At 39.0% G+C, this 14,055-nt stretch carries 10 protein-coding genes; 8 read left to right on the top strand and 2 right to left on the bottom strand.

Translation table 11 applies throughout. The features are described from left to right. The first annotated feature begins 215 nt into the window (after positions 1–215). Positions 216–2,768 carry an ATP-dependent Clp protease ATP-binding subunit gene (locus NU09_RS11065; RefSeq protein WP_129751358.1) on the top strand — a complete coding sequence of 851 codons (2,553 nt, stop codon included), beginning with the start codon at positions 216–218 and terminating at the stop codon, positions 2,766–2,768. A gap of 141 nt (positions 2,769–2,909) precedes the next feature. Here NU09_RS11065 and NU09_RS11060 read toward each other — a convergent pair whose 3' ends face one another. Then, positions 2,910–4,010, bottom strand: a complete 1,101-nt coding sequence (locus NU09_RS11060; RefSeq protein ID WP_129751357.1) for a hypothetical protein — start codon at positions 4,008–4,010, stop codon at positions 2,910–2,912. Between the two features lie 211 nt (positions 4,011–4,221). Here NU09_RS11060 and rimK point away from each other — a divergent pair, with 211 nt between their 5' ends. Genes rimK through NU09_RS11025 form a run of 7 tightly spaced genes read left to right on the top strand, consistent with a single transcriptional unit; the run spans position 4,222 to position 8,419 of the window. Further along, complete coding sequence (gene rimK, locus NU09_RS11055; protein WP_129751356.1) at positions 4,222–5,586, top strand: 30S ribosomal protein S6--L-glutamate ligase; 1,365 nt, start codon at positions 4,222–4,224, stop codon at positions 5,584–5,586. A gap of 11 nt (positions 5,587–5,597) precedes the next feature. Then, a complete protein-coding gene (locus tag NU09_RS11050; RefSeq protein ID WP_129751355.1) occupies positions 5,598–5,963 on the top strand; it encodes a DUF1304 domain-containing protein in 366 nt (121 codons plus the stop codon). Between the two features lie 2 nt (positions 5,964–5,965). Further along, on the top strand, positions 5,966–6,163 hold the full coding sequence (locus NU09_RS11045; RefSeq protein WP_129751354.1) for a GldL-related protein: 198 nt from the start codon (positions 5,966–5,968) through the stop codon (positions 6,161–6,163). A gap of 2 nt (positions 6,164–6,165) precedes the next feature. Beyond that, positions 6,166–6,585, top strand: a complete 420-nt coding sequence (locus NU09_RS11040) for a hypothetical protein (protein WP_129751353.1) — start codon at positions 6,166–6,168, stop codon at positions 6,583–6,585. Between the two features lie 3 nt (positions 6,586–6,588). Continuing rightward, complete coding sequence (locus tag NU09_RS11035; protein WP_129751352.1) at positions 6,589–7,416, top strand: hypothetical protein; 828 nt, start codon at positions 6,589–6,591, stop codon at positions 7,414–7,416. A 55-nt stretch (positions 7,417–7,471) separates the two neighbouring features. Then, positions 7,472–8,008 (top strand): GNAT family N-acetyltransferase, encoded by a 537-nt coding sequence (locus NU09_RS11030; RefSeq protein WP_129751351.1) that lies wholly within the window; start codon positions 7,472–7,474, stop codon positions 8,006–8,008. 3 nt (positions 8,009–8,011) lie between these two features. Then, the gene (locus tag NU09_RS11025) at positions 8,012–8,419 is read left to right on the top strand and encodes a DUF1801 domain-containing protein (RefSeq protein WP_129751350.1); all 408 of its coding nucleotides are present in this window, start codon (positions 8,012–8,014) and stop codon (positions 8,417–8,419) included. 115 nt (positions 8,420–8,534) lie between these two features. On the opposite strand, the gene NU09_RS11020 is transcribed toward NU09_RS11025, so the two are convergent. Beyond that, positions 8,535–13,808, bottom strand: coding sequence for a T9SS type A sorting domain-containing protein (locus tag NU09_RS11020; RefSeq protein WP_129751349.1), 5,274 nt, complete (start codon positions 13,806–13,808; stop codon positions 8,535–8,537). Positions 13,809–14,055: the final 247 nt, after the last annotated feature.

Genomic DNA, 14,055 nt, shown 5'->3' with positions numbered 1-14,055 from the left:
AATATACGCATTTTTGACGGGACTCTCCAGTTAAAAATCAATTAATTTCCACCATTTATTAACATTATTAACCCGCTAAACGGTTAATAAACTAATGTTATATAATTTCCTTTTCTGCCATTTTTTTTGTCAATTAGCATGACAGACCGTTACTAGGTACGGTTTTTGTAAAATCTTATTTAAATAGTTAAATTTACAGTATCAATTACATTATTATGGATGATAATTTTTCACCAAGGGTCAAAGACGTAATTACCTACAGTAAAGAGGAGGCTTTACGCCTGGGCCACGACTTTATTGGTACAGAACATTTGATGTTGGGGATTTTGAGGGACGGAAACGGCAAAGCAATTTCTATACTTAATAATATATCTGTTGATTTAGATCATTTAAGAAGAAAAGTAGAAATATTAAGCCCTGCCAACCCAAACGCAGAGCGCGGGAACGATAAGAAAAACCTGCACTTAACGCGTCAGGCAGAGCGTGCCCTTAGAACAACATTTCTGGAAGCCAAGGTTTTTCAGAGTACCTCTATAAGTACGGCACATTTACTGTTGTGTATTTTGCGCAACGAAAACGACCCTACGACAAAGTTGCTTAATAAGCTAAAAATCGATTACGAAACAGTTAAAGAACAATTTATCAACATGACATCAAGCGAAGAAGATTATATGGAAAACCAGCCAAGGGCTGAGTCTTACAACGATGATGCAGGACAGGATGACAGTATGCGCGAAAGCACCTTTAATAACCCTAACCCACAGGGTGGCAAAGCCAGCAAAAAATCTAAAACCCCGGTATTAGACAATTTTGGCCGTGACCTTACAGAGCTTGCCGAAGAAGGCAAACTTGACCCTGTTGTTGGTCGTGAAAAAGAGATTGAACGTGTTTCGCAAATACTTAGCCGCAGAAAGAAAAACAATCCACTGCTAATTGGTGAACCCGGTGTGGGTAAATCGGCCATTGCAGAAGGTTTGGCCCTGCGTATCATACAGAAAAAAGTATCACGCATACTTTTCAACAAACGTGTGGTAACATTAGACCTTGCCAGCTTAGTGGCAGGTACTAAATACCGTGGCCAGTTTGAAGAGCGTATGAAAGCCGTAATGAACGAGCTGGAAAAGAATGACGACATCATTCTGTTTATCGATGAGATACACACCATTGTAGGTGCAGGTGGCGCTACAGGTTCGCTGGATGCCAGCAACATGTTTAAGCCTGCCCTTGCAAGAGGCGAAATACAATGTATTGGTGCTACTACCCTTGATGAGTACAGACAATACATTGAAAAAGACGGAGCGCTTGAAAGACGTTTCCAGAAAGTAATGGTAGAGCCTACATCGGTAGAAGAAACAATTACCATACTTAACAACATTAAAGGTAAGTATGAAGAGCACCACAATGTTAACTATACACCTGAGGCTATTGAGGCTTGTGTTAAGTTAACTAACCGCTATATGAGCGAGCGTTTCCTTCCGGACAAAGCTATTGATGCGCTTGACGAGGCTGGTTCAAGAGTACACATTACTAATATAGATGTACCTAAACAGATACTGGATCTTGAAAGACAGCTGGAAGAAGTACGTGAGCTTAAAAACTCGGTAGTTAAAAAACAGAAATATGAAGAGGCCGCTAAGCTTCGTGACGACGAAAAACGGATTGAAAAAGACCTTGCCATCGCTCAGGAGCAATGGGAAGAAGACGCTAAAAACAATCGCGTTACCGTAACAGAAGACAATGTGGCAGATGTAGTATCTATGATGACAGGTATTCCTGTAAACCGTATTGCTCAAACCGAGAGCAACAAACTGGCTCACCTGCCTGAACTGATCAGAAGCAAAGTTATAGGTCAGGATGATGCTGTTGCAAAGATTGCAAAATCAATACAGCGTAACCGTGCCGGACTTAAAGACCCTAACAAACCGATAGGTTCTTTTATCTTCCTTGGGCAAACAGGTGTTGGTAAAACACAGCTGGCTAAGGTACTGGCAAAAGAACTGTTTGACTCTGAAGATGCACTTGTACGTATTGACATGAGTGAGTACATGGAGAAATTTGCCATATCAAGGCTTGTAGGTGCGCCTCCGGGATATGTAGGTTATGAAGAAGGCGGACAGCTTACTGAAAAAGTACGCAGGAAACCTTACTGTGTAGTACTTCTTGATGAGATTGAAAAAGCTCACCCTGATGTATTTAACATGCTATTACAGGTACTGGATGATGGTTACCTTACAGACAGCCTTGGCAGGAAAATAGACTTTAGGAACACTATCATAATTATGACATCTAACGTTGGTGCAAGACAAATTAAGGACTTTGGCCAGGGTGTTGGTTTTGGTACTGCTGCTAAAAAAGCACAGGCAGACGAGCATACAAAAGGTGTTATTGAAAGTGCCCTTAAAAAGACATTTGCTCCTGAATTTATCAACAGGATAGATGATATTATCGTGTTTAATCCGCTTGAAAAAGAGGATATCGACAAGATTATCGAAATCGAGCTTGCTAAACTTTACGCAAGGATTAAAGATCTTGGATATAACATCACGCTGAGTGAAAAAGCCAAAAACTTTATTGCCGATAAAGGGTTTGACAAGCAGTATGGTGCAAGGCCTCTTAAAAGAGCTATCCAGAAATATGTTGAAGATACCCTTGCAGAAGAGATTATTACTTCTAAAATAGGTGCCGGAGACGAAATCTTTATGGATCTTGACAGTAACGAACAGGAACTTGAAGTAACTATTAAAAAAGCGGAGAACCCGGCCAGTTAATAGTTTAGAATATATATTTAGAAAATCCCCGACAAATGTGTCGGGGATTTTTTGTTTTTAAACCGTGTCATTTCGATATGCAGTGAAACGGAATGAGAAATCTTTAGCACAGCTGCACGCCAAATGAGAAGTTTTTTATCCCTAATTATAATACTCAATTATTCTTTCAGCAACAAGGGTAGGTTCGTTTTTGTTGCCCTCTAAGTACAGTTTACATTTAATCCAGTTTTCATGGTCATCGTACTCATATTCGTAGTAACGGTTATTGACTTGCTGTTCCTCATTACCATCAGGATAAAAGATTAACTCTGTAATATCACCCTTACTATTGTAGCTGGCAGTCATTTTCTCAGCTGGCCACTGGGTGTAATATTTTATAATATGCTTGAGATAACGATCGACCTTTGTAATAAAATTTCCACTTTCGTCATAACTGTATTTTTCGTTAAACACCAGAGTATCATTTACAAAAAAGCTTACCTCCTTTAGCCTACCCTTGTCATCGTATTGAAAGGTTCGGTACATCTCTGCACGGAATGACAAGGATAAATTGTGCACATTGTAGGAAAGATAATTAGAATCTTTCATAGTTTCACCTGCATCAATTGTCTGTTTTATTAACTGTCCCTGCGTATTGTAATAAAATAATATACGAGACCATATTTGATAATCAGTACTATTCTCGAGCCATGAATCATCATCGTAATCCTCAAAAAGCTGGTATTCTACCTCCTCGGAAATTTGATTGTTATCGTTGTAGTTATATACATAACGGATTGATTGTCGGTTTGGTTCAATTTCGACTCCAGTGCCTCTGCTATAAACATCTACATCCAATCTCAGACTCAGCGCATTAAAAGCAGGCCATAATACCTTACTTTTTTTTTCTTTTAAAGCCTGCTCCTTTATATTATTACTATAGTATTTATAGTAGTTTATAATTTTAGGGTTTATAGGTTCATTAATGGAATCTTTTAAAAACATAAGACTCACTACCTCCATCCCTATAGTATCAAATTCAACATATCCTTTATCAACGATATCGTTCTTAACCTTATATCTTCTTAAAGTTTTGAATTCCAAGTCTTCTTTATGGTGAGTAAAGAAAAAACGAATAGTTTTAACCTGATCTTTTAGATTATCTTCCTGTAATGTTGTCCAATACGGCGTAGTGTATTGAGCCCTTAATGATGGTGCCATCAATAAAACAAGTAGTAGGTAATAATATGATTTGTATTTCATTATCTGTGTTTAGTTGATTTACATCGTTAAAAGAGGATGTAAATCTTATTTTCAATATTTAAGTCTGAAAAATCAAAAATAGGGATTAAATCACTAAAAACCTCATAGTCAAATTGTGAGGATAGTAATATTAAATTTTAAATAAAAATACGGTAACCACTTTACTTATCTAAAAAAAGTAGTACTTTAGAAGTATATAATACAAGTAAAAATGCTCGACAAAGTTATCGTAGGAAGTGAAGAATGGTGCGCATTCCCTAACTTGGGAATACCTGCTATTAAGGCCCGTGTAGACTCCGGTGCCAAGACTTCTGCCCTTCATGCCATTAACATCCACCCGTTTATAAAAGATGGCGACAACTGGGTTAGGTTTGATATTAACCCAATACAAAACAACACCAAAACCGTTATACATTGTGAGGCTCCGCTGGTAGACAAACGTATTGTAAAAAGCTCTAGCGGATACCGCGAAAAACGCTATGTGATAAAGGCTAATATACAGGTGGGCGACTCTAACTGGGAGGTTGAAGTAACACTTACCAACCGTGACTCTATGGGTTTCCGTATGTTGTTAGGACGCGAAGCCATGAGCGGACGCATATTAGTAGATCCTGAGCAAAAATATCTTTTAGGGCAACCTACAACCGAAAAACTAAAGGAATACTACAATAAAAATGAAGAGCCTAAAAAAGGGCTTCGCATAGGTGTACTAGCCAGTAACCCTGATCTTTACAGCAACAGGCGTATTATGGAGGCCGGTGAAATGCGCGGACACGAAATGCATTTCCTTAACCTTAAGTACTGCTACATGAAGCTGGATGCCGAAACTCCCGAAATTCATTACAGGGGTGGCAGGGTTTTAAACGATTTTGATGCGGTTATTCCGCGTATACGCCCTAGTATGACATTTTACGGCTGTGCACTTACACGCCATTTTGAAGCACTTAAGGTATTTTGCCTTAACTCGGCTGCAGCCATAAGTCAGTCAAGGGATAAACTGTATTCGTTACAATTACTGTTAAACAGTGGTGTTGATATCCCTACAACAGGGTTTGCCAACTCCCCTCTTGATACTAACGACCTTATTAAAATGGTAGGCGGTTCTCCCCTTATCGTAAAGTTGCTTGAAGGCACACAAGGTAAAGGCGTTGTACTGGCAGAAACGAAAAAGGCGGCAGAGAGTGTTATAAACGCCTTTAAAAGCCTTAACGCTAACATTTTGGTACAGGAATTCATTAAAGAAGCAAACGGTAAGGATATACGCTGTTTTGTGATAGACGGTAAAGTGGTTGCTGCTATTCAGCGAGAGGCACTTCCGGGTGAGTTCAGGGCTAATATCCACTTAGGTGGCACGGCTTCGGTAATCAAAGCTACGGCTGAAGAAAAAAAGATAGCCATTAAAGCCGCTAAGGCTATGGGGCTTAAGGTAGCGGGTGTAGATATCATACGTTCGTCTAAAGGGCCATTGCTGCTTGAGGTTAACTCCTCTCCCGGTCTTGAAGGTATAGAAGGCGCTACTAATAAAGATATCGCCGGAGAAATGATACGGGCAATAGAAAAGAATTTTAAAATTTAAAACATACAGCTATGGCAATAATTTCTTCTTCAATAATAGTTATAGTGGCAATGCTCCACCTTTACATTTTTTGGTTAGAAAGCTTTGCCTGGACAACACGCGGCAGGAAAGTTTTTAAAAAGTTTCCTGCCGAACTTTTTGAAAAAACCAAACCTATGGCAGCAAACCAGGGTTTGTACAATGGCTTTTTGGCAGCCGGGCTGCTTTGGTCGCTTTTTATAGAAAATGAGGAGTGGCGAATTAATGTGGCTATGTTCTTTCTTGGCTGTGTGGCAATTGCAGGTATGTATGGAGCCTCAACGGTACAAAAAAGTATTTTCTACATACAGGCATTACCCGCAATTGTAGGATTAATATGTCTTTATTTTAATATTTAATTATGAAGAACTGGTTAATAATTGTTGTATTTTTATTAGGATTATCAATCACAATAGTTGGAGCAATGTTTAAGGTCATGCACTGGCCTTGGGCTTCTGAAATGATTATTTACGGATCGCTTACAGAAGTACTAGCAGTAATCCTTCTTATTATTAAACTGATTATCAACAGAAAATCAAATTCATTCTTAAATAAATAGCCATGAAAATTAAGACAGCAATATTATGTATGGGTTTGTTTATACTGCTAAGCGGATTTAACAAGCAGAATGACTGCCTGAAATTCAGGAACGGGACATTTAAGATAATTGACCCTGCTACTAAAAAGGTATGCATTATAACCCGTAAAGACGACATACAAACAGAAAGGATGGAAGATTCTGCCGAAACGTATGACTTTAAAATAAAGTGGGTAGACGACTGTACATATACTGTTGAACCAACAGCCACTACTATAGAAAGAAACAGGGAGGTACTTAAAGTGGGACTTATGACAGTTACCATTGTTAAAACAACCGATAGCTCCTATACCCAAAAAATACAGGTTGAAAAAAATCCGGACTTTCAAAGGTTTGACAATGTTTTTATAGTTAAGAAAAAGGAAAAGAAAACAATGGATTAATATTTGGAAATCATTTCTTTTAATATCACCTTACCATTCACTATCTCTACAGGACAGGTAATTTTCTTAATTGTTTTTTTTCTTATACTTTTTATCCCTTTTTTTAAGATTGCAAAAGAGGAAAAAAAAGAGAAAGAGGAAGAAGAGAAAAAATCTAAAGACAATCTTTTGTTTGAGCCTGAAACCGAAGCCTACATAACCCTTGAAGAAGCCGAATCAGGTGAATGGCATGAACCTGACGAAGAGCAGAAAAAACATACTGCTAAGCTTCGTAGGCAATATATGGACAAAAATGAAATCTTACTAAACAAGTTTTATAGCTTTTTGATAACACAGGGTTATGAAAGGGAAAGGATTAAAAATACAATAAATACTCTTTCTACTGTTACCCATTCCCCTTTTAAACTTTCTGATTTTAATCCGGATATAGATAAATTAGACTTCTTAAAGAGTACAGTCATTATATCACAATATCCTTCTCAAAGTATTAAAGATATATGGACTCTTAATAATAAAACCATTTTTAGTGTGGGAAATAATCTTGTATTTTGGATTAAGGTAAACCATGCCTCCGGGCATTACTTTATGAAAAAGCTTACCGATGTAGACCGATTTTTGGGGAAGCTTCTGTATAAGGATGATATACATCTAAAAAAACACAGGGTGTTTACCGTTAAAAGAGGTTTTGACATTGCAAAAGCGAAAAAAATATTCGAGAAGTTTGATAACGAACTAAATCTTCAACTGGAACTTATAAACGGGAATCTTTTAATAAGGGTGTTTGCTTTTCCAAACCACGAAGATTTTGAAAGAATCAATAAGTTAATCTGAAAGAAAAAAATCCATAACTTGGGGTAGTTTAAGAATAATGTAATCACCACCCAATATGGAAATCCTTGAAACGCAGAGACTACGTCTCAGAAAGCTTACTCCGCTGGTCATGGAGCAGGTTTTTACTACTATGGACGATAATTCTATTATCGATTTTTTAGGCCTCGCCGATTTTGAATCGCTTGAAAAAGAAAAGGAAAAATACCAAAAGGGACTGCAAACCTATAACCGAACCTTTATAAATTTTCAGCTAATAGATAAGGAGAACGGCAAGGTTATAGGCGGATGCGGCTTTCATACCTGGTACCCTTTTCACGACAGGGCCGAACTGGGCTACGGACTGTTTTATGACAATTACAAGCAACAGGGGCTTATGAGTGAAGCCGTAAAAGCAGTACTCGACTATGGTTTTGAGAAAATGAACCTGCATCGTGTTGAGGCATTAACAGCAAACGATAATGCAGCATCACTAAAGATCTTAAAGAACTTCAATTTTACCTTTGAAGGTACACTGCGCGAGCATTATAATGTTAACGGTAAAATGGAAGACTCAGTTATGTTTTCCCTATTAAAGCACGAACATAAAAAATAAACTATGTCTAAACCAACATCAACCGAACAGGTAACCAGCCATATTGCTAAAATGGAAACCGAAACAGCACAAACCATGCAGGCCATTCGTGAGGCTATACTGGAAACCGATAACGAGATAGGCGAGCATATAAAATGGAACTCCCCTGCCTTTTACTACACAGGTGAAATGAAGGAATTTGACGCAAAAGAATACAAAAGGGATCTTGTGGTATATAATTTGAGGAAAAATGGTGATATAATGCTTGTTTTTCCTACCGGTGCCACGATTAACGACACTACCGGAATACTGGAAGGCAATTATACCGATGGCCGCCGTATGGTTACCATTAAGAATAAAGCTGACCTTGAGGCTAAAAAACAAGCGCTGCAAACCGTAATAAAACAATGGTTAAGCCTTATTGAAAAATAATTTGACTATACATTATTGACAAATATTGAAGAGCTAAAAAAGTAACAAAACACAAAGATCTATAAACAAAAATCCCCACGCTTTCGCATGGGGATTTTTTTATCTGTAAGAGTTATTATCTTCTCTTCACTATCCTCTTAGAAACAGTACCCTGTTCTGTAGCAATGGTAAGTATATACTCGGCTGCTTCAAGCGCCTCAATATCTACCCTTGTAAGTTCAGATGTAATTGCCTGCTGTTTAACCAGCCTTCCGTTAAGGTCGTAAATGGCTAAATGCATCCCTTCCGTATAAGTATTTTCAGGTAGTTTGATAAACACTTCTGTCGAGGCAGGGTTAGGATATACTTCCGGTTTTATAACCGTAAAGTCTTCTACCCCTAATACTGAAGAAACCACAACCGTAACTTCTGCCGTATCGCAGCTTGTCGTTACATCAGTATTACAAATCTCGTAAACTACCACATAAGTACCCGGAGTTGCTCCTACTGGCACTATTAAATTACCATCGGTATCAATAGACACACCTGTAAGTCCGCCATCGTTAACAATACTCACAGTAACGTCTGCTCCGTTTACAGAACCGCCGTTAAATGTATCGTTATCAAATATGTTTCCGGCTATACCTCCGTTTCCTGTGTAAACAGGATTGTTTGTAAAGTCATCATCGGTTGCCCAAATATTATTGGTTACAGTCAGTAAAGCAGGTTGGGTTGTTTGAGTACAGCCTATTACTCCGTTAATTATAACCCTATATCTGCGTCCGTTATGGCTTAAAGGAATATGCACCAAAACAAGTGTATTGGTTTGCGCTCCCATGTAAGTTGGGTTTACACCTCCGTTAACCACATTATTCCATGTAACACCACCGTCTACGCTTTCCTGCCATTGGTAAGTAAGTGCATTGGCAACTGTAGCCACAAAGTGAGCATTACCATCGTTAACTGCAAGTTCATCTGCCGGCTGAGCCGTTATAGATGCTGCCGGAAGTCCCTGAATGTTCACTACACTGTTTTCAGTACATCCGTGAGCATCGGTTACAAAAACAGTATAGCTACCTGCTGCCAGGTTAGAAACTGTTGTTGTGGTAGCACCTGTAGACCATAAGTAAGTGTATGGTGCAGTACCTCCGTAAGCTGTAACACTTGCAGTACCGTTATTAGAACTCACACAGGTTGGGTTTACCTGACCCGCCGCTATAAATAATGGTGATGGCTGAGATATAGTTGCATTTCTTACCAGTTGGCATCCGTTAGCATCAGTAATGGTCACACTGTAACTGCCTGCCGAAAGCCCTGCTATTGTTTGGGCTGTAGAACCTGTATTCCAAACATAAGTATACGGGGCCGTACCACCATTTACGTAAATTGTAGCAGTACCATTACCACCTCCGTTACAAGCCACGTTAGTTTGTGCTATATAACCCGTTAAGACCTGTGGCTGGGTGATAATAATTGTAGATGCAGAAGTACATCCGTTAGCATCGGTTACCGTAGCTGTATATGCTCCCGGGGTAAGGTTTGCTATAGTAGCAGTAGTTTCACCATTACTCCATAAATAAGTATAAGGAGCTACACCACCCGCAGCAACTACCGTAGCCGATCCGTTTGCCGCATTAAAGCATGTTATATTAACGCCTCCTGAAGTAGTTGTTAGTAATGTAGGCTCAGTAATTGTATAATCCTGAGTTATTGTACATCCGTTTGCATCGGTTACAACCACATTGTAATCGCCTGCTGCAAGTGCATTAGCCGTAGCAGTTGTTTGGCCATTACTCCATGCATAAGCATACGGAGCTACACCTCCAGAAACCGTAATTGTAGCAGTACCTGTAGCGTTACCGTTACATAGCACATCTGCCTGTGTAGCTACTCCCGTTAACAGGGTTGGTTCGTTAATTGTAAAGTCGTAGTTAAATACACAGCCGTTATCATCTGTCACCTCAACAGAGTAAGAACCAACTGCCAATCCTGTTGCCGTTGCTGTAGTTTGTCCGTCACTCCATAAATATGTGTACGGGCCAACACCTCCTGTTACTGCTATTGTCGCCTCACCATTAGACTCTCCGTTACAAAGAACGTCAGACTGTGTTGTATTAGGTGTAGCTGTAATAGCATCCGGCTCACCAAAGCCAAACTCCTGATTAAAAGTACAACCGTTATCATCAGTTATTGTTACGTTATATATACCTGCCACAAGTCCTGTTGCAGTCGCTGTAGTTTGTCCGTCGCTCCATAAATAAGTATACGGACCAACACCACCCGATACTGTAACAGTAGCCTCTCCTGTTGCAGCACCATTACATAATATATCTACCTGATCCACCAATACATTCAGCTCAGTAGGTTCATTTATGGTAAAGTTTTGTACTAAGGTACATCCGTTGTCATCCGTAACGGTTACATAGTAATCTCCCGAAGGAATATCTGAAATAGCATCTGTAGTTTCACCGTTACTCCATTCGTATGTATAAGGGCTAACACCTCCTGATACCACTACTGAAGCAGCACCTGTAGAAGCACCATAACATAAAACATCGGTTTGTGAAGCCGCAATTGCTAATGCAGCAGGTTCGTTAATTGTAAAGTCGTAGTTAAACACACAGCCATTATCATCGGTTACTTCTACCGAATAAAGTCCTGCCGTAAGTCCTGTCGCAGTAGCTGTTGTTTGACCATCATTCCATAAGTAAGAATATGGAGTCATACCACCTGTAACTACTATTGTTGCTTCACCTGTAGCATCACCGTTACAAAGTACATCTACCTGGTTGGTATTTGGTGTTGCCGTAATAGCATCCGGCTCATCAATAGTAAAGTCTTCGTTATAAGTACATCCGTTATCATCGGTTACTACAACACTGTAATTTCCTGCTACAAGTCCTGTTGCAGTAGCTGTAGTTTGTCCGTCACTCCATAAATAAGTATAAGGAGCTAAACCTCCGGTTACTGTTACAGTAGCCTCACCCGTTGCAGCACCATTACATAGTACATTAACCTGAGTTGACGAAACATTAAGTACAGTAGGTTCATCTATCGTAAAGTCCTGAGTTGCCGAACATCCGTTAGCATCCGTTACAGTAACAGTATAGTTACCCGCTGCCAATCCGGTTGCGGTAGCTGTAGTTTGTCCGTTATTCCATAAATAAGTATACGGAGTTAAACCACCGGCAACACCTACAGTAGCTTCACCTGTTGATTGTCCGTTACAAAGTACATCAACCTGAGATCCTATTGAAAGAGTTGGCGGAGCAGGAAGATTTACCGTTACATCAGCTGCTGTAAAGCAGCTTCCGTTAGTTATGGTCCATCTTAAAACATAGGTTGCGCCAGGTGTACCCGTAAAAGTAGTTACCGCATCGGTATCAACAGTAAAGGCACCGCCTGTACCTGTAATCACGCTCCACATACCTGTACCAAGTACAGGAACATTACCTGTTACAGTAACTATATTACATGTGTTATTACTATAATCTACAGCTGCTGTAGATTGTGATACCACACAAAGATTGGCAGCGTCTGATATAACATTCGCACAAATAAAATCAGATTGTGTAATTACAACCCTGTAATCATATCCGTCCATTAATGCTGTAACACCTGTTATGATAAGTGCATTAGTAGTAGCATTACTGTAAACACCTCCATCTGTAATATCTGCCCAAGTAGTACCATTATCAGTACTTTCCTGCCATTGGTAGTTTGTAGTTCCCGATCCTCCTGAAACAGCAACACTAAATATAACATTAGCACCTATTACACCTGTTTGCTCTGTAGGTTGGTTATCTATTGTACTTTGAGAACCTACCGAAACAACATTATTATTTGTACTTGTATAAGAAGCACCTATAACAGTTCCGTCAGGATTTACGGCAACAGGACCAACTCCAAAATACATATCCCCATCGTTACCGTCGGCATCTGCAAGTCCGTATGCTTCATTAGCATCGCTACAACCATCGCCATCGCTATCTAAGTCCATATAATCAAGAAAACCATCGTTATCTGTATCTCCACAATCGGCAAAGCTTTGAGATCCGTCTTCTACACTAAAGTTTCCTATAGAAGGTGCTGTTGAGTTAGTTATCGCTCCTCCTACCCCTGTATAAGATGAAAGTATTGGCACCTGACCAGTTGTTGATGTTACGCTAACTGATGCTCCCGCACCTATACCTGAAACTTCTGCATAAGAAACATTTGGCTGGCTTGGATAAGGAGACCATCCTGTTACAGGAGTACCATTAAACAATATAAGCGAAGTACTCGCTGTTGGCACTATTAGAGAAATCACGTTTGAAGCAGTCATTGAGGAAGGTGTTGTGAAATTAAAGCTTTTTACCGCTTTACCTTCATCCAATACCAATAGCCATGCGGGGTCAGTATCATTAGGGCTTAACTGCCATACTGTTGCTTTTTTATTTGTTTGAACAACATTTAATGCTGTTGCTGAAACTGTAAAAGAATAAACATCGCCGGCATTTGTTAATGTAGTTACAAGATTACCGTTAAGAGTTACTGTAGTAGCAGCTTCATCTGCCATTACATAAGTAGTATTATTGGCTCCGTTAGGTATATAAAATTTTGTTCCTAATAAATTAGAAGGCAAAATCATCTCATCAATATTATCACAATATCCTATACCAGAATTAGCACATTTAACACCAACTATTATACCTACATTTTCTGTTGATTCAACAGTCCACCCGGTCATATCAAGTGCTGCGCCTGCCTGCAGGTAAGTCTGTCCGTTATTTAATATAAAGTTCTTTTGTATTACTCCTGCTTTATTTTTAATAATAACATTATTATTATCAGTAGCACTATAAATCATGGCATACTGATCATTAATAGCATTACCTGCATAGGTATAAGAAAACAGCCTGTATGTATTTCCCCAAATCTTTTCAGGAATTACAACCCATGAATCACTCAGGGCACCTCCTGTAGATTCGTGAGTAACAGTAACCGGCTGACTGGCAACTAATGGCAGGCTCTTGCCAGACTCAACAACATTCTCTGTAAGATCGGGAACAACCGTACCCGGAACACTTATTAAAAGTGCTCCTGTTACAGGAATAGTATAATTCGCTCCGTTAAAAGCAACCAGTGTACCACTAGGACCTGAAATATTAATATTCCATACTTCACTAGGGCTGGCATAGTTAGGCGGAGCAAATAAATTAAATGTGGTTGCCTCAACAGTTACATTACATTCATCGGTATCCAGAATACCGTCGTTATCATCATCAAGGTCTATACTGTTAATTACACCGTCACAGTCAAAATCCTGCGAGGGGTCTGTACCCTGATTGGCACATTGAGAAAAGGCGGCCTGATATGCAAATACTGCAAAAAAGGTCAACGCCAGGTTTAGTAATTTTTTTGAAATCATAAATAGGGGTTTGAAGTAAAAGATTGGTTCCTACTGAATATCCACTTAATAAATATTCAAATCCGTTTTTGGTTTGTAAGTAATTATATTTTCACAAGCAATTTATATTTAGTTTTAAATAGCTAATATATAGTATTTTATGTTTTTATTTTAAGATTTAATTAACTTTGCTTTATAAAGGCTTTTTTTACATTTTCTTTATTTTTCCTACAAAAAAAAGTCACTTTTTAAGTTGTTTTTTGAATTT

It is taken from the genome of Flavobacterium beibuense, from assembly GCF_004151245.1.
Classification (GTDB): Bacteria; Bacteroidota; Bacteroidia; order Flavobacteriales; family Flavobacteriaceae; genus Flavobacterium; species Flavobacterium beibuense_A.
The sequence above is the reverse complement of the archived record's forward strand: the minus strand, read 5'-3'. Positions and strand labels throughout refer to the sequence as shown.